This is a genomic window from Trichlorobacter sp. (assembly GCF_034008105.1).
GTDB lineage: Bacteria > Desulfobacterota > Desulfuromonadia > Geobacterales > Pseudopelobacteraceae > Trichlorobacter.
In genome coordinates this window covers 42,986-64,304 of sequence record NZ_JAVEPN010000011.1, presented here as the reverse complement: position 1 = coordinate 64,304, position 21,319 = coordinate 42,986, and the positions used below count along the sequence as shown (strand labels likewise).

Genomic DNA, 21,319 nt, shown 5'->3' with positions numbered 1-21,319 from the left:
CGGAGAAGCGACGCTATGCTGCAGTCAATGATCATACAGGCCCCTGCCAAGGTGAACTACCGTCTTGATGTGGTGGGCCGACGTCCCAACGGCTATCACGACCTGCGGATGATCATGCAGCGGGTCAATCTGTGTGATGAGGTGACGCTGCGTCTGGTGGCGCAGCCGGGTATCCGGGTGACCTGCGGGCAGCACGGTGTACCGGAAGGAGAGGGCAATATCGCCTGGAAGGCGGCCCGTGCCTTGCTGGAGTTGTCGGGCTCTGATCAGGGGGTCGAGATCGAGATCGTCAAGCAGATCCCGGTGGCAGCCGGTCTGGGAGGTGGCAGCAGCGATTGTGCTGCAGTGTTGCTGGGGCTGAACGAACTGCTGAGGCTGGGACTTTCCCTTGAACGTCTGATGGAGATCGGTGTCACGCTGGGGGCGGATGTGCCGTTCTTCGTGTTCGGACAGACCGCCCTGGCCGAAGGGATCGGTGAGCTGCTGACGCCGCTTGCCAAGGTGCCAACCGCCTGGGTGGTGCTGGTGAACCCCAATCTGCCCGTCTCCACCGCCTGGGTCTACCAAAATTTGCAGTTGACACAGCGGGATCAACTGGCTAAACTTCCTAACTCTTTTGAGAATGTGGCCGAATTGTGCGATATTCTCGGCAACGATCTGGAATCAGTGACTATTCCCGCCTTTCCGGTGATCGATGAGATTAAGCGTTCACTGGTTGGTCTTGGCGCGTCCGGAGCCCTGATGTCTGGCAGCGGGCCTACGGTGTTTGGTCTGTTTGAAGACGAAGCCACCGCACGTAAGGCCGCCGCAGACCTGCAGCAGCACCACAACTGGTTCGTGGCAGTGGCGGAAACCTGCTAAGGCGACTATCAGAGTACTGTTAGCGTCTGGCCTGGTTTGCTCAGTACAAGTACCTAATGACGCATTACTTAAATTCTTCTCTCGTTATTCACACAGCCTGAAAGGTGGCACACGCCATGTACGATAAGATCAGGGTCTTTACCGGCAACTCCAACCCCGCATTGGCACAGAAGATTTGCGAAGGGTTGGGAGTGCCCCTGGGCAATGCCCGGGTCAAGACCTTTTCCGATGGCGAGGTGATGGTTGAGATCGGCGAAAACGTGCGTGGCCGCGATGTGTATGTGGTCCAGTCCACCTGCGCCCCCACCAACAACAACCTGATGGAATTGTTGGTGATGACTGATGCCCTTAAACGCGCCTCGGCCGCCACCATCACTGCGGTAATACCCTACTACGGCTATGCCCGCCAGGATCGTAAGGCCGCGCCCCGCACCCCGATTTCGGCCAAGCTGGTGGCCGATCTGGTGACCACCGCCGGTGTGGACCGGGTGGTGACCATCGATCTGCACGCTGCGCAAATTCAGGGATTTTTTAATATTCCGGTGGACAACCTGTACGCCGCACCGGTGATCCTTAACCACCTGAAGGAACGCTTTGCCGGTCAGGATCTGGTCATGGTGACCCCGGATGCCGGCGGCACCGAGCGGGCCCGCGCCTTTGCCAAGCGACTGGAGTGCCCGATGGCGCTGATTGACAAGCGCCGTACCAGCCCCAATGTGGCCGAGGTAATGCACCTGATCGGTGACGTGTCGGGCAAGATCGCCATCATCCTGGATGACATGATTGATACGGCCGGTACCCTGACCCAGGCTGCAGGCGCCCTCAAGCAGAACGGCGCCGCTGCCATCTACGCCGCCGCCACCCATGGCGTGCTGTCCGGCCCGGCCATTGACCGGATCAACGGTTCGGTCATTGAAGAAGTGCTGCTGACCGACACCATTCCGTTGGGCGATCAGGCAGAGCGGACCAGCAAGATCAAGGTGGTCAGCGTAGCCGCGTTGCTGGCAGAGGCGATCCGCAGAATACACGATGACGAGTCGGTCAGTTCACTGTTTGTCTGATACACACAACTAATAACTAAAACGTCGTGGTGCAGTAGCTACCGATGCCCACGTTTGGAGGAGAGACCCCATGCAACAGACCCAGATGAAGATTGAAGTCCGTACCAGCACCGGCAAAGGCATCAGCCGCAAACTGCGCGCTGCCGGCCGTATTCCCGGTGTTGTTTATGGCCGCGGCATGGAGCCCATTCCGGTCAGCCTGGAGCCCAAGGCTCTGGCAGCAGCCATCGCCGGTGAGGGCGGCATGAACAACCTGATCACCCTGCAGGGCGGCGGCAGCCTCGACCAGACCGTGGTGATCGTGGCCGACCTGCAGATTGACCCGCTGAAGGGCAATGCTGAGCATGTGGACCTGCACCGGGTCAACATGAGCGAAAAAGTGCGGGTGAACGTGCCGGTACTGCTCAAGGGCACTGCTGCCGGCGTCAAGGAAGGCGGCCTGCTGGATATCGACAACCGCACCTTGCACGTGGAGTGTCTGCCAGGCCAGATCCCCGAGCATATCGAGATCGACATCACCTCCATCAAGATCGGCCAGACGATTCACGTGCAGGATCTTGCGCTGCCGGCTGGTGTCAAGTGTCTTGAAAACCCCAAGACACCGGTAGTCGGCGTGTTGGGCAAGACCAAGGAAGAAGAAGCGCCGGCCGAGGCCTAGGAACGTTTACGCATCAGGGCCGCGGCTGCTCGTGCACCGCGGCCCTGATGCGTTCGTACGCTATGGAGACGCTCATCATCGCAGGGCTCGGCAATCCCGGCCCCAAGTATCAATGGACCCGCCACAACGCGGGTTTTCTGTTTCTGGATCGGCTGGCCCATCTGGAAGGGCTCTCGATTACCCGCAAGCAGTTCGGCGGCCTGACCGCCGAATGGGAGCGCAAGGGCACGCGGCTGGTGCTGCTGAAACCTCAGACCTTTATGAACCTCTCCGGCCGCTCGGTCATGCCGGCCCTGCAGTTTTACAAGCTGAAGCCCGAACAGCTGATTGTGGTGCATGACGAGATCGACCTGCCTTTAGGCACAGCTCGACTTAAGCAGGGTGGCGGCCATGGTGGCCAGAACGGCCTGCGCTCCATCATGGAACAGCTGGGGCGGGGTGATTTTCTGCGGCTGCGTCTGGGGATCGGCCGACCGCTGCACGGTGAGGTCACGAACCATGTGCTGGGCACCTTCAGCCCGTCCGAGATGGAAGGCTTTGCCAAGGTGCTGGACGGTGCGCTGGAGATGTTGGAAACGGCGCTGGATGACGGGGTGCCCAAGGCGATGAGCCTCTATAACAACAGGAATTATCTGGAAGGATAACGGATCATGGGTTTTAACTGCGGTATCGTCGGCCTGCCCAACGTGGGCAAGTCCACCATCTTCAACGCCATTACCAGCGCCGGGGCAGAGTCGGCTAACTACCCCTTCTGTACCATTGATCCCAACGTGGGGATCGTACAGGTGCCCGACCCGCGTATCGACCAGCTTTCTGTGATCGTCAAGCCGCAGAAGTGCCAGTACACCACCATCGAGTTCGTCGATATTGCCGGATTGGTCAAAGGGGCCAGCGCCGGTGAGGGCTTGGGTAACCAGTTCCTGGGCCATATCCGTTCCGTGGATGCGGTGGTGCATGTGGTGCGTTGTTTCGACGACGAAAACGTGGTGCATGTGGCCGGCAAGGTCTCGCCGGCCGACGATATCGAGATTATCAACACCGAGTTGGCACTTTCCGACCTGGATACGCTGGAGAAGAAACTGCTGCGCGCCGAGAAGCTGGCCCGTAGCGGTGATAAAAAGGCCAAGGACGAGGTGGCGCTCTATGAGCGGATCAAGGCGCTCTTGCAGCAGGCTAAAAAGGTGCGTGACTGCGCCGAAAACGAAGACGAGCGGCTTTGGCTGCGGGACCTGCACCTGCTGACCGCCAAGCCGGTGCTGTACGTCGCTAACGTGGCCGAAGACGACCTGGAAGGCGCTCATCCTTTTGTGGCCCAGGTGCGTGAAATCGCCGCTGCTGAAGGTGCCGGCGTGGTGGTGATCTGCGGCAAGATCGAGGCCGAAATTGCCGAACTGGACGGCGATGAGAAACAGGCCTTCCTGCAGGAGATGGGGTTGGCGGAATCGGGGCTTGACCGTCTGATACGGGCCGGCTACGACCTGTTGGGTCTCATTACCTATTTCACCGCTGGCGTGAAGGAGGTACGGGCCTGGACCATTACCCAGGGCACCAAGGCCCCCCAGGCCGCCGGGGTGATCCACTCCGATTTCGAAAAGGGCTTCATACGGGCCGAGGTGATCGGTTTTAACGACTATATCGCCTGTCAGGGTGAGGCGGGCGCCAAGGAGAAGGGGTTGATGCGCCTGGAGGGCAAGGAGTATGTCGTCAAGGATGGCGACGTGATGCACTTCCGTTTCAACGTCTAGCACAGGTTTGTATGCGTTACCGCTACCTTAAGCCGCCCGGCAGTTCTGTCGGGCGGCTTTTTTTGCAGGCTGTTTCAGCAGTGAGGCGCAGCAGGGCTTCTTGTTTTATTGTTTTTGTGGTATCACCCTGGTGGCTTTGCCGCTCATTACTCTGAGAGGTGTTCATGGATACCGTGCTGTTTCAGGCCTCGCTGCAGTTTATGTCTATTCACGATATTCTGCAGTGGATTGACATGAACCGCATAACCTGCGTGGTGACCGTCAGCCTGGAGGCTGAGTATGAAATAGTTCTGTATTGTGAACAGGGCAAGCTTGTCTTTGGCACCTCGCGTAGACAGGGCGCCAGCCTGGGCGAGGCGTTGGTGAAAAGTGGTGCGCTCAAGGAGTCGGTCGCGATGCAGGCGGTGACGCAGAGCCGGGCTGGTGGCGTCTCGCTGACCCGCTATCTGCTTGAACAAAATCTGCTCTCCCTGCCCACCCTTACCAACCAGTTCCGCCAGTACCTGCTGTCACTCTTGCTGGATCTGCTGGCTGCCACATCAGGCAGTGTCACCGTCACGGCCCCCGCTCCGGCGGCGGTGCTGGGGGGCGAGCTGCAACTTGATGTCAGCCGCACCCTGCTCGATGCGGTCAGGCTGTTTGATGAGCGCAGCCGTGATGCTGATACCCAGCGCAATGAGGCCTTGGAACTGCTCAGCAAGCGGCTGTACGACGAGGATTTTCAGCTTCCCGCCCTGCCTTCGATCGTCACGCAACTCAACGCGCTGCTCAACGATGAAAGCGCCACCTTCCAGGATATGGCGCGGGTGATCATGACCGACCAGGTCCTGATCTCCCGGATTCTCAAGGTAGCCAACTCACCGTTTTACGGCGGCAGCGGGCAGGTGGATTCGATCCACTTTGCCATTGTCCGGCTCGGCATGCGTGAGATCATGAATATCGTGGCTGGTATCAAGCTGAGCAGCATGCAGTATGGTGGCCTGCCCCAGGAAAAGTTGCAGGCCATTCTTGATACGGCACTCAAGATCGCCTTCACCGCCACCGGCCTGGCCCGCCAGTGTCGACTCGATCCGGAGGAGGCTTTTCTGGGAGGGCTGTTGCTGGATCTGGGCAAGACGGTTATCCTCACCGTTGCCCAGGATAGCGATATTGAGCAGGGGCTGCTTGATGAACTGACACATACCCGCCATGCCGAGCTGGGCGCCTTGATTGCCCAAAAGTGGAACTATCCTGAGACGATTCAGACACTGATTCGCTATCACCATGCCAAAAATTTCGGCGGCATGATTAACAAGATCCATAGCGTGATTCAGGTGGCCGATCAGCTTGTCTGCGCAGAGGGCTCTGTTGAGGTGGTTGATCCGGAGCTGCTGCAGGCGCTGCAGTTGGCGCCTGAGGTGGTCAGCGAGGTTTTTGCCTCTGCGTTGACCTCCTTTGAGCAGATCAAGGCGACCTGAGTCAACGAGCATAAAAGACTAATATTGTCTTTTGTGCTTGCATTGTCAGAAAAAAGGGCTACACTACCAAACGAAGCAGGCCCAGCGCCATACTACCTTTGGAGGAGATTCCCATGCCTAAGCGTCTTGAAGTTTACAAGTGTCAGCATTGCGGCAATATTGTTGAAGTCATGGTTGGCGGCGGCGCCAACATCGTCTGCTGTGGCGAGAATATGCAGCTGCAGGCAGAGAACACCGTTGATGCTGCCAAAGAGAAGCATGTGCCGGTGATCGAGAAGGGCAACGGCACTATCACCGTCAAGGTGGGCAGTGTTGCCCATCCGATGGAAGAGAAGCACTACATCCAGTGGATCGAGCTGATCGCCGACGGCAAAGTATATCGCCAGTTCCTGGAGCCGGGCCAGGCCCCGGAGGCTACCTTCTGCGTAACAGCTGAAAATGTCACGGCCCGTGAGTACTGCAACCTGCATGGTCAGTGGAAGGCATAAGCGAGACCTGACACGGTTGGATGCATCTCAAGGTCCCCCGGAATAATCCGGGGGGCCTTGTCTTTTATGGCAGTGGTAAGATCAGTTCCTGAATGCCGTGTGGTGTCAGTGGACGGCTGAAATAGAAGCCCTGCAGCTGATGGCAGCCCAAGTCAGCCAGAAAGGATGCCTGTTCACTGGTTTCAACCCCTTCGGCCACCACGGTCAGCGACAGGCTCTCGGCCAGCGAAAGCACCGAGTTGATGATGGCCATGGCGTTTTTATCGTTTGGCAGGTGTTTGACAAAGGAACGATCGATCTTGAGTTCATTTAGCTGCATGCGTTGCAGGTAATTGAGCGAAGCAAAGCCGGTGCCGAAGTCGTCAATCGAGAGCATGACACCCAGCTGGCGGAGCCGTTGCAGTGTTGCCATGGCCAGCTCGCTGTCCTGCATGACGACGCTTTCGGTCAGCTCCAGGCAGAGCCGCTCGGGCTCGATACCGGTGGCAACGATAACTGACTCCACAAGTTCCGGCAGGTCGCCGGCATGGAACTGGACAGCAGAGATGTTGACCGATAGTTGCAGTGGTGCGTCGTTCGGCTGCTGCCAGGCCATCAATTGTCTGCAAGCGGTTTCCAACACCCAACGGCCCACCTCGATGATCAGGCCGGACTCTTCCAGGATCGGGATGAAGTCGTTCGGCTGCACCACCGCCTGCTGGTGGTGCGGCTTCCAGCGCAGCAGGGCTTCCACCCCGCATATGCGCCAACTGCCGGCAGTGACTTTCGGCTGATAGTCCAAAAAAAATTCATTGCGTTCCAGTGCGCGGTGCAGGCTGGTTTCGCGAGACATCCGTTCGCGCAGGCGCTCGCTGAGCCCGCTTGAGTAAAAGGCGTACTTGTCGCTGCCCAGAAGTTTGGCCTGTGATAAGGCGGCGTTGGCGTGTTGCAGCAGACTGTCCAGCGATTCGCCGTCGTGGGGAAAAGCGGCGATGCCCAGACAGGCCGTAATGAACACCTCTTCATCAAGCAGTCTGAAGGGGCGTGCCAGCACCTGACGCAGCTCCTGAATGCAGCCATGCACCTCGCTGCAACCGGTCAGCAAAATCACAAACTGGTCAGCTCCCAGGCGTCCGACGGTGACGGTCGCAGATTCATGTTGCCGTAGCCGATGGGCGGTGTCCACCAGCAACAGGTCGCCGTATTCATGGCCAAAGGTCTTGTTGATCGATTTCAGGTTGTCCAGGTCCAGCAGGATCACGAACAGGTCATGGGGCAGGTCACCCCGCCTGACAAAGGCATCGAACAGCTCACGCAGCTGTTGGCGCATCGGCAGCCCGGTCAGCGGGTCGCAGGAACGCAGTTGTTGCAGCTTGAGGGCACTGTCGGTCACACTGCGTTCAAGTTCTGCCTCGCGGTTCCGTTGGGCATTGATCTCGGTGACCCGTTCGTTCACCTTGTCGATCACCTGTTCCAGTGTGGTAAAGTCATGAATCGGTTTGGTAATGTAGTCCCAGGCCCCCTGGCGTACCGTTTCGATGGCATAACTGACCGAGCCGTTGCCCGAGATGATCACCACGGGTGTGTCGGGGGAGGTTTGTCGGATGGCAGTCACCACCCCCAGACCGTCAAGTTCGGGCATCATCAGGTCGGTTAGTACCAGGTCGGGCTTGATCTTCGCAAACAGCTGCAGGCCTTCGCGGCCGCTCGCGGCCTCATGCACCTGGTAGCCTGAGTCCTGCAGGTAGGCCACAATGCTGCGACGCAGAGCAGCGTCGTCATCGATGATCAGGACCGACTGACTGGCTGGTTTAGGCATGGTTTCCGTCCTGGGTGAGCGGAAGTCGGATCATGAAGCAACAGCCCTTTCCGGGTGATGATGTGACGCTGATCAGCCCCTTGTGGTTTTTAGTGATGATGGCGTGGGAGACCGCCAGTCCCAGGCCGGTGCCTGACCCCACCGGTTTGGTGGTGAAAAATGGTTCAAAGACGCGCAGACGGGTCTCTTCACCCATGCCTGGTCCGCTGTCACACAGCGTCAGCAGGGCGTAGTTGCCGTCACGTCGGGTGCTGATACGGATGACACGCTCGCCGGACCAGTCTGTCATGGCTTGGGCAGCGTTCTTGAACAGGTTGATCAGCACTTGTTCAATCTCGGTCACGTTGATCGGCACCAGCGGCAGGTCAGGGGCGTAGCTGCGCTCGATACGCAGTTCTTGAAACCTGTGCAGCTTGCGTAGCTCGTAATCCCCGCCGGCCAGCTCCAGTGAGTGCTCAATCACTTCGTGCAGCGGTGCAAGCTGATGGTTGCCACTGTTCTGGCGGCTGAACTGCAGCATGTTGTCGATGATGCGAGAGGTGCGTCGGACAGCCTCGCTGATGCTGTGCAGATAGCCGGTGATCTCGCGCTCTGCCAGATAGGTCTGCAGGGTGTCAAGATCAAGCCCCAAACGCTCCGCAACCTGACGGTTGGCCGACAGGCCGGGTGTCAATCTGCGCTGTAGGTTCTGCAGGTCCTGAGCAATGATCCCCAGCGGATTATTGATCTCATGGGCCATGCCGGCTGCCAGCCCGCCGATCATCAGCATCTTTTCATGCTGCAGCAGGATTTCCTGGGTCCGGCGCCGTTCGGTGGAATCAACCAAAAAACCGTCAAAAAGCAGTTTTTCGCGGTCGCTGTCTCCCCGGACGGCGCGGATATAAATGGTACCGAAGAAATGGGTCCCGTCGCAGCGCAGCAATTCCAGATCATCAGCGATCAGCGTTTCGGTGGTCTGTAGTTGGCGGACTATCCGTCGCCGTTGGTCGGGATCGGCATAGAGCTGGTTGGTGATATCCTGAACTTCTTGCAGCATCACCAGGGGAGAGGCGTAGCCGAAGATGGTGGCAAAGGCATTGTTGATGCTGATCAGCCGACCGTCGGGCGTTGACTGGAAGATACCGATCGGCGCGTTGTCGAAGATACCACGGAAGGTGGCTTCGGCGTTCCTGAGTTCGCTGGTCTTGCGTTCGACCGTGCGACGTAAAAGCAGGGTGAAACCTACCAGCAGCAGCGAGCTGGCAACCAGCGATGCAAACAACAGCCTCAGCCAGAACGGGATGCTAAAACGGTCTGCGGGACGTAGCCAGTGGGTGATGGAGCGGAAATAGTAGGAATCGGGTTGGCCCTTGAAGCGTTCCAGGTGCCTGTTGATGGTGGCCACCACCTGCGGGTCGGTCTGCTGTGCAAAGGCGAAGTGGACACGGATCGGGTTGAAGATGATCGGCGTTGCCTGTACCCGGTAGGCCGCTGCCCGCCGCATGGCGAACAGGCGTCCCACCACCGCCACATCCACCTCGCCCTGATCAAGGGCCTTGAAGACATCGTCAAAGGTTGGGTAGTTGACCAGCGTGACATTGATGCCGAACTCGTCCAGGTGGTTGCGCAGGTAGATGGTCTGCACATTGTTGGGAACAACGCCGATGCGGCGTTGATGCAACTCCAGAAAGGAGTGGATGTGGGCGTCGGGTTGAGAGTACACCACGCCCCAGTTGGTGATGACGTCGTCAGCCGAAAATACGTACTGTCTGGCCCGCTCGGGTAGCCAGGCCAGTGGCGCCATCAGATCGATCTGATGGTTGCCGAGCATCTCCAGGCATCTGGCCTGAGGGCAGGAGACATACTCGACCTGCCATCCCTCCAGCCGTGCAATCTCGTTCATCAGATCGACAAACAGCCCCTCCGGCCTGCCGTCGGAGGAAACGCTTGCCAGTGGCGGGTTTTGTTCCAGTCCCATCCGCAGGGTAAGCGGATCACACGTTGCACGATCTGTAACGCTGACGAGGAGCCAGAACAGGCAGGCGAGTATGATCAGTGGTTGGCGGCGTATGGGAATTCCTTCCAAGGGCTATTTGTACGGGGCAGAAGTGTAAAATATACGGCGCAATGGTGCGGCAAGGCAAGCGGAAACATGGTGTGGAAGCCATCCGCCGCCTTTACAGGGCTGGCGCACTCATGTATCATGCCGCCCATGAAAAACCGAATCATCAGGCTCTATCTGATACGGGAAATAGCCGGCATCTTTCTGCTGGGGCTGACCATCTTCACCTTGGTGCTGCTGATGGGACGGATGGTGAAGCTGATGGAGATGGTGGTGGCCAACGGGGTACCGTTGCCCGATGTGCTGCGGCTGATCGGCTATCTGTTGCCCTCCTTTCTGGTGCTGACCATCCCGATGGCGTTGCTTTTGGCCGTACTGCTGGCCTTTGGGCGACTGTCGTCCGATAACGAGATCACGATCTTCAAGTCCAGCGGACTCAGTCTGTCGGCCCTGCTGCCGCCGGTGCTGACCTGTGCCGTGGCTGCCTGTCTGTTGACCCTGTTTGTCAGCCTGGTGGCGGTGCCGTGGGGTAACACCGGCTTCAAGCAGTTTTCACTGGAAATCGCCCGCACCTACTCCGCTGCCGCCATTAAGGAGCGGATCTTTCGCGACGACCTGCCCGGCATCGTGATGTATGTGGATCAGTACGATGAACAGACCCATCAGATGAGCCGGGTCATGATCCAGGATGAGCGGGACCCGGCACGCCCCTTGACGATCTTCGCCCGCAACGGTGTTGTTGATAGCGATGAAAAGACCGGCAGTATGCGCATACTGCTGCGTAACGGCAGTATCCACACCCAGGATAACAAGGGGGGCTATCGTCTGATCGCCTTTGGCGACTATCTGCTGACCACCGAACTGACCAAGACCGGCCCATTGGTACGCTCTGAGCAGGATCTGGGGGTGGGGGAACTGCTGCAGGCAGCCCGTTCGCCGGAGAGTACAGCCCAGCGTCGCAACAAGGCGTTGTCTGAGCTGCACAGCCGTTTTGCCTTCCCGGCGGCGGCCCTGGTATTTGCCATCCTGGCGCTCCCGCTTGGTATTTCTAACCGCCGTTCCGGTAAAGGGGCCGGTTTTACGGCCAGCATCCTGGTGTTGCTGGTCTACTACGTGCTGCTTTCCTTCCTGCGCACCCTGGCTGAAAAAGGCAGTTTTCCACCGGCTCTGGCGCTCTGGCTGCCCAACCTGCTGTTTTTGGTTGGCGGACTGGGACTGTTTCGTCTTGCAGTGCAGGAGCGGTCGCTGCGTGATCTGCTGCTGCCAGCCAGGAGGACTGCCTGATGAATATCGTCAGCCGTTACATTGCCGTCGCCTGGCTGCGGATGCTGCTGCTCTGTCAGGCCGGTTTTCTGGCGATCTACCTGATCCTTGATTTTATGGAAAAGTTCGGCCGCTTTATGCGTTATGGTGCGTCGTTCTGGGCTATCGGACAGTTTTTTTTGTTCAAGCTGCCGGAAATGATCGGTCAGAGTATGCCGTTTGCCGTGCTGATGGCCACCCTGCTGACCATGGGGATGCTGTCCCGCAGCAGTGAGCTGACTGCGCTGCGCAGCTGCGGCATGAGCCTGCCACGTATTGTTTTGCCCTTGCTGCTGTTGGGGCTGGGCTGTAGTGCGCTGCTGCTGATCAATTCCGAGCTGCTGGTGCCCCATGGTTACAAACGGATGGAGTACGTCGACAAGGTACTGATCAGAAAGAAGGATCGCACCACCGTTTTCAGGCTGAACAACATCTGGTTCCGTTCCAACAATCTGCTGCTGCAGGCCAAGGTGTTCGATCCTACGGCGGTGGTGCTGAAGGGGGTCACGGTCTGGGAGGTGTCGCGGCTGATGGAGCCGGTGCGGCGGCTGGATGCCGAGCGGGCGGTGTATGGCCAGGCCGGCTGGCAGCTGGAGCAGGTCAAGATCCGTCCCTTTGGCAACGGTTCCCGACAGGTACAGCGGGTGGAGCGTCTGCCGCTGGAGCTGAACCTGAAGGTGGAGGACCTGCGGATACTGGACAACAAGGCTGATAACCTGAGTTTTCGTGAGCTGCGCGAGTATGCCACCAGCCTGCAGAGCGGCGGCTACAAGGCCGACCGGTACCTGACCATGATGCACGCCAAGCTGGCATTGCCCTTTGGGGCGTTGGTGATGGTGGTGCTGGGCATCCCGTTTGCGCTGAAGACCGGCCGTACCGCCGGGGTGGCGAAGGGCATTGCCATCGGCGTTGCCCTGGGATTTGCCTACTTCATTATCAACACCGCCGTGCAGTCCTACGGCCGCAGCGGTGTGCTGCCGCCGCTGGTGGCGGCCTGGGGCGCCAACCTGATCTTCGTGTTGTCAGGCATCTGGCTGGCGATGACGGTCAAGCAGCAGTAGCAAGGCCGGCAGAAACAGCAGGAAGGCCAGCACGATGGCGGTCATCCCCAGCGACATCACCGCGCCGATGCTGAACACCCCCTGGTGGCGGGCCACCATCAGGGCGCCGAAACTGAACAGGATCGTGAGTGCATTCAGCAAGACGCCCCTGCCGGCGCTGCTGGTCGCCACCTGCACCGGCGACTCCTCACCCCGCCGGTGACGGCTGATGATGTAGATCGCCGAGTCGATTCCCACCCCCAGCAAGAGCGGCATGACGATGATGTTGGCCACGTTGAACCGCAGCCCGCACAGCCACATGCCCCCCACCATCAACAGCAGACCGACCACCAGCGGCGTCATCCCCAGCAGGGTCGAGCGCAGGCTGCGGAAGGCCAGCAGCATGATCAGCAGTACCCCGCCCAAGGCGTACAGAAAGGCCTGCAGGTAGGATTGCTTGAGGATCTTGAACGATTCGTAGACGCTGACCGGCTCACCGGTGGCGTGGGGATCAACGCTCTTGATCTGGGTGACGAATGCGGCCAGCGGCTGTTCGTTAAAGATCTCCTCCTTGGGGGCGATCTGCAGCAGCAGCCGGCCGTCCTTGCCGATGAAGCGTTGCTTCAGGATAGCCGGAATATCCGCTTCCGTTACCTGGCGTGCGTTCAGACTCTCCTTCAAGAGGGCCAGTTTTTCCGGCAGCGGGGCAAACATCCGCTGCTGGGTTTCCCGCAACATGGCCAGGGCGTTGCCGTCCTTCTCTTTTTCCAGTCCGCTGAAAAACCGGTCCAACGTCGTCAAAAAGGCGTTTGCAGGACCGGCCTCCGGCAGTTTCTGTTGCTCCAGCCGTTTGACAAGAAACGCCACCCGCTCGTGGAACCGCTCAAAGACCCCCGGCAGTTCCAGCAGCTGCAGGTTCTCCTGATAGGGGGCTGGCTGGACGGTGGCCATGACCTGCTTGATTCGTTGCAACTCAGCCAGTTTCGCCGGTTGTTGGTTCGGCACCAGGGCTGGCAGACTGACGACGTGATCAACACTGGGCAGCGCCTCAAACCGCTTGGTCAGTCTGAGCGCCTCATCACGGTCATTGGCTATGGAGACCCCGAAGTAGCCGGAGTTTTCCTTGCTCCGCATCAGCTGGTAGGCGTAGTGCACCGATTCCAGCCCCTTGGCCTGCAGGTTGAGCAGGTTGAAGTCGAATGGTACGCGGGGCAGGGCAACAGCGCCGGCCAGTGCCAACAGGGAGGTGGCTGCCACAATCAGGCGGGGACGTGCGAATAAGTGCGCAATTCCGTGCCACGTACCTGGTGCCCCGTGCCGCTCTGTTTTGTGTCCCGTGCCCCCTGCCACTTGACCCTTGTGTACCAGCACCAACATGGCCGGCAGCACGGTGAAGGTGGCCAGGAAGCAGACCCCCACGCCGACGGCGGCGATCAGCCCCAGTTCGGCAATCCCCCGGAAGTCGGTGAGAAGAAAGGTCAGGAAGGCCAGGGCGGTGGTGGCAAAGGCCAGCAGGATCGGCCGCAGGTTTGAGCGCAGGCTTTCCAGTAACGCCTCTTCAAAGGGCTGTTGCTGCAGCAGTTCCTGGTGGCGCAGCACAAGCTGAATGCCGTACTCCACCCCCAACCCCAGCAGCATCACCGCAAAGGCCATCGAGAGGATGTTGAGGTGCCCCACCAGCAGGGTGGCCAGGCCAAAGGCCACTGCAATGGCGCACAGAAGGGCCACCATGGCGGCCAGCATCGTGCGCATCCCCCGGAAGGCGAACAGCAGCAGCAAGGCGGTCAGCAGCAGCGACAGGATCGAGGCCAGCTTCATATCCTGCATGCTGGTGGCCATCTCCTCATATTCCAGCACCGGCACGCCGGTGATGCCGGCAGTCACGCCCCTGAATGCCGTATCATTGCGCAGCAGCTCCAGTTCAGCCCGTACCGTTGTGATCGCCTGTTCGGCCGGTACAAAGCTGCCCGGTTGTTTAAGGGGGCGGATGGTGATTACCTGCTGCCTGCCGCTGTTTTCCAGGGCCGATGGCGTGCCGTCAACGCTGCCTGAGAGCAGTGCATCCATGGAGAGCGTGGCGTTGGTGCCGTCAAATCCGCCCAGGCCCTTGTCGAGGGTGGTGAGCATGAAGGACAGCCGTTGCAGCTTGGCCGGGGTGGGATTGAGAAGGTAGTCGTCGATCTGATCGCTGAGGCTGCTGAACAGGGTCTTGATCGACGGATCGCCCGCCAGCTGTTGCAGGACCGGTGCAGCCAGTTCGATGGTCTGCGCCAGCTGCTGCAACTCCTCCAGCGGCATGAACAACAGGCCGTTCTGGCGGAAGTAGGGCATCCCGCCCGGATAGAGCAGCTCCAGAAACAGGCGCGGCTCCTGGGACAGCCGCGCGTAGAGCCGGTCACTGAAGCGGCTGGTCAGGGCCGGATCGTCTGATTCCACCACAATGGCGATCTCCTCCTGGTCGCCAAAGCTGGCCCGATAGGCCTGGTAATCCTGCTGGAACGGGGCATGCTTCGGCATCAGGTCGTCGCGGCCGGTCAGAAATTTCAGATTGGTTGCCGTGTAGGCCACTGCCATGATCGACAGCAGCAGGGCTATTGCAAGCACCTGCCAGGGGTGACGGATAATGGCGCTGAACAGGCGGTTGGTGACGGTTGGTGCAGGCATGCGGGGGACTCCTCGGGCTCGGATAGCCTGTTGTGCTTACCGTGCCGGGAGGTAAAAGTCAATCGTACGGGGCGCTTCACAAAGGGCAGGGCATGGGGTAAGCTGAGCACCTAGTTTTTGAAACAAGGGGAGGTATGAGATGAAGATCGTCTGTCTGTTGGGATCGCCCCGCAAAGAGGGTAACAGCGCCACCGTGGTGGCCCGTCTGACAAAAAAGGCCCAGACGTTGGGGGCCGAGGTGGAGACCATCTACCTGAACGGCCTCAATTACCGGGGTTGCCAGGCCTGTTACGCCTGCAAGAACGGCTCGGAGGTCTGTGTGCTGAAGGACGATCTGGCCCCGGTGCTGGAGGCGGTGCGGACGGCCGATGCCCTGGTGCTGGCCTCTGCGGTCTACTATGGTGACGTCAGCGCCCAGCTCAAGGCATTTATCGACCGCACCTTCTGTTTCCTCAAGCCCGAATATTACGCCCGACCTGACTGCAGCCGGCTGGAGCCGGGCAAGGGTCTGGCCATGATCCTGATCCAGGGCCATCCGGATGAGAACAGTTTTGCGGACATCTTTGAGCGCTATAATTTCTTTTTCAACTGGTACGGCTACCGTCCCGGTCACCTGCTGCGCGGTATCGGCATCTCGGAGCGCAGCGACGTCACCAAACGGGACTACCTGATGGAGGGGTCCGAGCGGATCGCCGAGCAGCTGGTGACTGGTCAGTAGCACTTGGCGCAATCGGTGGTATGGTTGCAGTGCGTGCGTTGAGCCGTACACTGCAAAGGAGGAAGAGCCATGCAAACGTTCTTGATCGGTCTGGTGGGCCTGCTGCTGAGCTGCTGTCTGACAGGTGGCGCCTGGGCTGCCGAGGTGGTCGAGGTGCCGCTGAATGCAACCGCTTCGGTAACCACCGGGGCACATCCGGCCGGGTTGCCCTCGTTTTTTGGTCCCAGCGACTACTCCTATGCGATCTTCAGATTCACCGGTCTGACTCCGGGACAGCGCTACGAGGCCACCATCAGCTATGAGTCCGGCACCGATATCGGCTACGGCCATTCCTGGGTGGACGGCACACCCTTTGGCACGGACTACCGATCCTTTACCGGCATCGGGACCGGCACCGGCAGCGGACCGCGCCGGGAAAGCCAGCAGAAATTCCTGTTCACAATCGATCCTGCCAGTAGCTGTGGCGAGTTGTATCTGGTGCTGAAGAGCAGCCGGCCGATGGCGTTGCGGGTCTCGTTGCAGCGCCCCAGCGGGGTCACCAAGGATTCGCAGGATCGCTATGGCTATTATTACGTGACCGATTTTGATCTGGATCGCAGCGCGCCGTTCCTGCTCAAACGCTGCACTGCCAACGCCGGCACACCAAGCAGTTCCCTTTCGTCCGGTTTTGTGGAGGTGCCGGTCAACGGTAACGCCTCGGTCACCACCGGGCCGCGTCCAGCAGGCCTGCCAAACTTCTTCGGCCCGAGCGACTATTTTTATACCCTTTTCAAGTTGGTGGGACTGGTGCCAGGGCAGCGCTATGAGGTTACCTTCAGCTTCGATTTCGGCGCCAATATCGGGTATGGCCACTCCTGGGGAGATGGCAGCCCCTTGAGCAGTAGCTACCGGCATTTCACCGGGATCGGCACCGGAACCGGCAGCGGGCCGCGCCGGGAAGATCAGAAAAAATTTCTGTTTACCGTTGATCCGCACAGCAGTTCCAATGCGCTGTATATTGTCTTCAGCAGTAATCGGCCGATGGCGTTGCGGGCCTCGCTGCAGCGGCCCAGCGGGGTCAGCAAAGATTCTCAGGACCGCTACGGCTACTATTACGTGACCGATTTTGATGCCGACCGCACGTCTCCATTTTTATTGCAACGGTGAAACGATGACCACACAAACACTCTGGCATACCCTTACGTCCGAAGAAGTGCTGCAACAGCTTGGAGTTACACCTGGACAAGGGCTTGCCGCAGCCACCGCGCAGGAACGGCTGCATCAGTATGGCCCTAACGCCCTGCAGGAACGAGGCGGTCGCTCGGCCTGGTCGATCCTGTGGGAACAGGTCACCTCCACCATGGCCTTGATCCTGACCGCAGCGGCGCTGCTTTCCGGGCTGGTCGGCTCCTTCAAGGATGCCGTCACCATCCTGGCGATTGTGGCGCTGTTTGCCCTGCTGGGGTTTGTGCAGGATTACCGGGCCGAACGGGCCATGGCAGCGTTGAAGCGTTTGGCTGTGCCACTGGTGCGGGTGCGGCGGGACGGCCAGGTGCTGGAACTGCCGGCCATGGAATTGGTGCCGGGTGACATCGTCTTGCTGGAGGCCGGCAGCGTGGTGCCGGCTGATTGCCGCCTGTACGAGGCCCACGCCCTGCGGGTGCAGGAGTCACTCCTCACCGGCGAGTCAGAGGCGGTAGAAAAACAAACTGACCCGTTCATGGAACCGGATCTGCCGGCCGGTGACCGTCGCAACCTGCTCTACATGGGCACTCTGGTGTCGGCGGGCCGGGCCGAGGCGGTGGTCACCACCACCGGTATGGCAACGGAGTTGGGGCGGATCGCCATCCTGCTGCAGCAGGTGGGGCAGGAGTGGACCCCGCTGCAGAAACGGCTGGATCGGCTGGGCAAGGTGCTGGCGCTGGTAGCGGTTGTCGTGGCGGCGGTGATCTTCGGTGTCGGCCTGCTGCGGGGTGAGGGGATCAGGGAGATGCTGATGCTGGCGGTCAGCGTGGCGGTGGCGGCCATACCCGAGGGCTTGCCGGCGGTGGTTACCATCACCCTGGCCCTGGGGGCCCAGCGGATGCTGCAACGCCGTGCCCTGATCAGGCGTCTGCCGGCGGTGGAGACACTCGGTTCAGTGACGGTGATCTGCAGCGACAAGACCGGTACCCTGACCGAAAACCGGATGACCGTCACCGAACTGGTGTCTGCTGCAGCGGTGGTGCGGCGCAACGCGACCGCCACCACGGAACAGGCGCAGCTGCTGCTGGCCCTGGGAACTCTCTGCAATGATGCGCAGCTCACGCTCGGTAGCGATGGTCGGCAGGAGGTTCTGGGGGATCCCACCGAAGGTGCGCTGGTGGTTGCGGCGGCGAAAAGCGGCCTGTTGCGCCAGCAACTGGAACTGGCCCTGCCGCGTATCGCCGAGATCCCCTTTGATTCGGTCAGCAAGCGGATGATTACGGTCCACCGCTTGTCAGAGGGGGCAGGCGCGTATCTGCCGACATTGCCCCTGGTGGTCGGCGGTAGGCTGCTGGCGGCCAAGGGGGCCATCGATAGTATGTTGCCACTCTGTACCGACCTGTTGCTGGATGGCATGACGCCGATCAGCGAGCAGCATCGCCAGGCGCTGCAGCAGGCTGCTGACCGGTATGCCGACCAGGGGCAGCGGGTGCTGGCACTGGCGGTGCGGTTGATGCAGCCGGGTGATGATGACCGGCTGGAAGCGCTGCAGCAGCATTTCTGCCTGGTGGGCTTGAGCGTGATGAGCGACCCCCCCCGCCAGGAGGCGGCGAATGCGGTGGCGCACTGCCTGTCGGCTGGTATTCGACCGGTAATGATCACCGGCGATCATCCGTTGACCGCACGGGCCATTGCCCGTCAGGTGGGTGTCGACGGCGCTTCGGGGGCGCTTACCGGTCAGGAACTTGATCGGTTGAGTGACGAGGAGTTTGATGCCGCGGTGAATCGGGTCTCGGTCTATGCCCGGGTGGCGCCGGAGCACAAGCTGCGGATCGTGGATGCCATCCAGCGTCAGGGCGGTGTGGCGGCCATGACCGGCGACGGGGTCAACGACGCGCCGGCCCTTAAAAAGGCCAATGTGGGGGTGGCCATGGGCAAGGTGGGCACGGACGTTGCTCGCGAGGCCTCTGACATGGTGCTGCTGGATGACAATTTCGCCACCATCGTGGCGGCGGTGGAGGAAGGCCGCACCATCTACGACAACATCCGCAAGTTTGTGATCTTCTCCGTGGCCGGCAATACCGGCAAGATCCTGGCGGTGCTGCTGCTGCCATTCATCGGCATGTCGATGCCGCTGACGCCGCTGCAGTTGTTGTGGCTGAATCTGTTGACCGACGGCCTGCTGGGGCTGGGCATGGGGGTTGAGCGGCCGGAGCCGGATGTGATGCAGCGTCCGCCGATCCGCTCCGACAGCCAGATATTCGATCGCAGCGCACTGCAGTATGTACTGCTTACCGGCAGCTTGATCGGCGGTTGCTGTATGGCGGTGGCCTGGTTCACCTGGCGGGCTGGCGGCCCCTGGCAGACCGTGCTGTTCGTCTCGCTGTCCCTGGCCCAGGTGGCCCAGGCCATGGCCTTGCGTTCCTTCAGGAACTCGTTTGTCAGCATGGGCCTGTTCACCAATCGGTGGCTGCTGCTGATGGCGGCCAGCGTCGCAGTGCTGCAGGCAGCGGTCGTCTATTGGTCACCCTTGCAGGGCTTCTTCGCAACCACGGCGTTGACCGGCAACCTGCTGTGGCTGGTGCTGCTGCCGGCAGTGGCGGTGTTTGTGCTGTTGGAGCTGGAAAAGTGGGGGCGGCGTCGGCGGGAAAAGGCTGTTGTGTGAGAAGTGTGTGAGCGGGCGCCCAGCAGGGCGCCCGCTCTGTTTAAGGGTGGGTTTAGTTGGGCAGCGCCGGCAGCTCGATGCCGGCCATCTTCTGCACCATCCGCACCACCTGGCAGCTGTAGCCGAACTCGTTGTCATACCAGACGTAGAGTACGCAGCGGTTGCCCTGCACGATGGTGGCCAGGGAGTCAACCACGCCGGCTGCCCGTGAACCGACAAAGTCGCTGGAGACCACCTCGGGGGAAACCACATACTCGATCTGGTTCTGCAGCGGCGAGTTGAGCGAACAGTCCCGCAGGTAGCGGTTCAGTTCCTTGACGCTGGTTTCCTGGCCCAGTTCAAGGTTTAGGATCGCCAGCGAGACGTTGGGGGTCGGTACCCGGATGGCGTTGCCGGTCAGTTTGCCGGCCAGCTCGGGAATCACCTTGGCCACCGCCTTGGCTGCGCCGGTCTCGGTGATCACCATGTTCAGCGCCGCGCTGCGGCCGCGACGGGCACCCTTGTGGTAGTTGTCGATCAGGTTCTGGTCGTTGGTATAGGAGTGGCAGGTCTCCACATGGCCATGCTGGATGCCGAAGCGGTCGTAGACCGCCTTCAGCACCGGTACGATGGCGTTGGTGGTGCAACTGGCAGCCGAGAAGATGGTTTCACTGGCGCTGATCAGCTCGTTGTTTACCCCGGCCACCACGTTGGGGATGTCGCCCTTGCCCGGTGCGGTCAGGATTACCTTGGCGACACCCTTAGCCTGCAGATGGCGGGAGAGCCCTTCACGGTCGCGCCATTTGCCGGTGTTGTCGATCAGGATGGCGTTGCTGATGCCGTAGGCGGTGTAATCCACCTGTTCCGGGGCATCGGCGTAGATGATCCGGATCATGTTGCCGTTGGCGATGATGGCGTTTTCCTCTTCATCCACGGTGATGATGCCGTTGAACTGACCGTGGATCGAATCGCGCCGCAACAGGCTGGCCCGTTTCATCAGGTCGTCGGCGCTGCCTTTGCGCACCACGGCGGCCCGCAGGCGCAGCTTGTCGCCGCTGCCGGATTTTTCTACCAGCAGGCGGGCCAACAGACGACCGATCCGTCCAAAGCCGTAAAGCACGATATCCTGGGGCTCGTTGATGATCGCCTGGCGGCCGGTGTTGACCTGGCCCAGTTCGCTGCGCAGGTAGTCGATCAGCGAGCTGCAGGCAGACTGGTTCTGAAAGCCGACCGCCAGCTTGCCGATGTCGATCCGGGCTGGAGCCAGGTCCAGCTGGCAGAGCGCCTCCACCACCGGCAGGGTCTTGTGGGCGGAAAGCTCTGTGTCGATGATCAGGCGGGCGAAACGGTGGGCCTTGAGGATGTCGATGGTGGTGCTGTGCACCACCGAGCGGCCATAGACGGTGCAGACGATGTTGCGTTCACGGTAGAGCTGGCCCAAGAGCGGCAGCATCTGTTCAGCAGCCTCTTCCAGACCTTGCCATTCCTTGAGATGGGTTTCCTGTTTGTTCTTCATGGTCATTCCTCCTCCAGAAGTTAGACTGCTACATTTCACGATTATCAGGGGCCTGTCAAGGGGCGCCTATGCTTTTTTTATATTATTTGCTTGCTATTCATCGAAACATCCAATAAAGTCACAAAATTGTTTTCGCCTCAATTCTTCGCTGCCCGACCCCCT

At 60.1% G+C, this 21,319-nt stretch carries 16 protein-coding genes; 12 read left to right on the top strand and 4 right to left on the bottom strand.

Annotated elements, in window-relative coordinates; all coding sequences use genetic code 11:
• The first annotated feature begins 18 nt into the window (after positions 1-18).
• From ispE to RBQ93_RS08110, 7 genes are all read left to right on the top strand, one after another.
• Entirely contained in the window at positions 19-861 is an 843-nt protein-coding gene (ispE, locus tag RBQ93_RS08140) for a 4-(cytidine 5'-diphospho)-2-C-methyl-D-erythritol kinase (protein ID WP_320371656.1), read from the top strand.
• A 116-nt stretch (positions 862-977) separates the two neighbouring features.
• Entirely contained in the window at positions 978-1,922 is a 945-nt protein-coding gene (locus RBQ93_RS08135; RefSeq protein ID WP_320371605.1) for a ribose-phosphate pyrophosphokinase, read from the top strand.
• 70 nt (positions 1,923-1,992) lie between these two features.
• Entirely contained in the window at positions 1,993-2,580 is a 588-nt protein-coding gene (locus RBQ93_RS08130) for a 50S ribosomal protein L25 (protein ID WP_320371604.1), read from the top strand.
• 62 nt (positions 2,581-2,642) lie between these two features.
• Positions 2,643-3,224, top strand: coding sequence for an aminoacyl-tRNA hydrolase (gene pth, locus RBQ93_RS08125; protein ID WP_320371655.1), 582 nt, complete (start codon positions 2,643-2,645; stop codon positions 3,222-3,224).
• A gap of 6 nt (positions 3,225-3,230) precedes the next feature.
• Entirely contained in the window at positions 3,231-4,325 is a 1,095-nt protein-coding gene (ychF, locus tag RBQ93_RS08120) for a redox-regulated ATPase YchF (protein WP_320371603.1), read from the top strand.
• Positions 4,326-4,489: 164 nt separating this feature from the next.
• Positions 4,490-5,782 carry an HDOD domain-containing protein gene (locus tag RBQ93_RS08115; protein WP_320371602.1) on the top strand — a complete coding sequence of 431 codons (1,293 nt, stop codon included), beginning with the start codon at positions 4,490-4,492 and terminating at the stop codon, positions 5,780-5,782.
• 113 nt (positions 5,783-5,895) lie between these two features.
• A complete protein-coding gene (locus RBQ93_RS08110; protein WP_320371601.1) occupies positions 5,896-6,270 on the top strand; it encodes a desulfoferrodoxin in 375 nt (124 codons plus the stop codon).
• Positions 6,271-6,334: 64 nt separating this feature from the next.
• On the opposite strand, the gene RBQ93_RS08105 is transcribed toward RBQ93_RS08110, so the two are convergent.
• Entirely contained in the window at positions 6,335-8,068 is a 1,734-nt protein-coding gene (locus RBQ93_RS08105; protein WP_320371600.1) for a putative bifunctional diguanylate cyclase/phosphodiesterase, read from the bottom strand.
• Entirely contained in the window at positions 8,061-10,025 is a 1,965-nt protein-coding gene (locus RBQ93_RS08100) for an ATP-binding protein (protein ID WP_320371599.1), read from the bottom strand. Before RBQ93_RS08100 ends, RBQ93_RS08105 begins: the two co-directional genes overlap by 8 nt.
• A gap of 234 nt (positions 10,026-10,259) precedes the next feature.
• On the opposite strand from RBQ93_RS08100, the gene lptF reads away from it, so the two are divergent.
• Together lptF and lptG are read left to right on the top strand one after the other, a co-directional pair.
• A complete protein-coding gene (gene lptF / locus RBQ93_RS08095) occupies positions 10,260-11,393 on the top strand; it encodes an LPS export ABC transporter permease LptF (protein WP_320371598.1) in 1,134 nt (377 codons plus the stop codon).
• Positions 11,393-12,472, top strand: a complete 1,080-nt coding sequence (gene lptG, locus RBQ93_RS08090) for an LPS export ABC transporter permease LptG (protein WP_320371597.1) — start codon at positions 11,393-11,395, stop codon at positions 12,470-12,472. The genes lptF and lptG overlap by 1 nt, the downstream gene beginning before the upstream one ends.
• On the opposite strand, the gene RBQ93_RS08085 is transcribed toward lptG, so the two are convergent.
• Positions 12,434-15,115: an MMPL family transporter gene (locus RBQ93_RS08085; RefSeq protein WP_320371596.1), complete on the bottom strand. Its 2,682-nt coding sequence runs from the start codon at positions 15,113-15,115 to the stop codon at positions 12,434-12,436. The genes lptG and RBQ93_RS08085 overlap by 39 nt on opposite strands.
• Before the next feature lie 139 nt (positions 15,116-15,254).
• Between RBQ93_RS08085 and RBQ93_RS08080 the strand changes: the two genes are divergently transcribed.
• The 3 genes from RBQ93_RS08080 (at position 15,255) to RBQ93_RS08070 (ending at position 19,662) form a co-directional block, all read left to right on the top strand.
• Positions 15,255-15,833: a flavodoxin family protein gene (locus RBQ93_RS08080; protein ID WP_320371595.1), complete on the top strand. Its 579-nt coding sequence runs from the start codon at positions 15,255-15,257 to the stop codon at positions 15,831-15,833.
• A 69-nt stretch (positions 15,834-15,902) separates the two neighbouring features.
• Positions 15,903-16,979 carry a hypothetical protein gene (locus tag RBQ93_RS08075; RefSeq protein ID WP_320371594.1) on the top strand — a complete coding sequence of 359 codons (1,077 nt, stop codon included), beginning with the start codon at positions 15,903-15,905 and terminating at the stop codon, positions 16,977-16,979.
• A gap of 4 nt (positions 16,980-16,983) precedes the next feature.
• Entirely contained in the window at positions 16,984-19,662 is a 2,679-nt protein-coding gene (locus RBQ93_RS08070) for a cation-translocating P-type ATPase (RefSeq protein ID WP_320371593.1), read from the top strand.
• A 52-nt stretch (positions 19,663-19,714) separates the two neighbouring features.
• Here RBQ93_RS08070 and RBQ93_RS08065 read toward each other — a convergent pair whose 3' ends face one another.
• Positions 19,715-21,163, bottom strand: a complete 1,449-nt coding sequence (locus RBQ93_RS08065; RefSeq protein ID WP_413818370.1) for a glyceraldehyde-3-phosphate dehydrogenase — start codon at positions 21,161-21,163, stop codon at positions 19,715-19,717.
• Between the last annotated feature and the right edge of the window lie 156 nt (positions 21,164-21,319).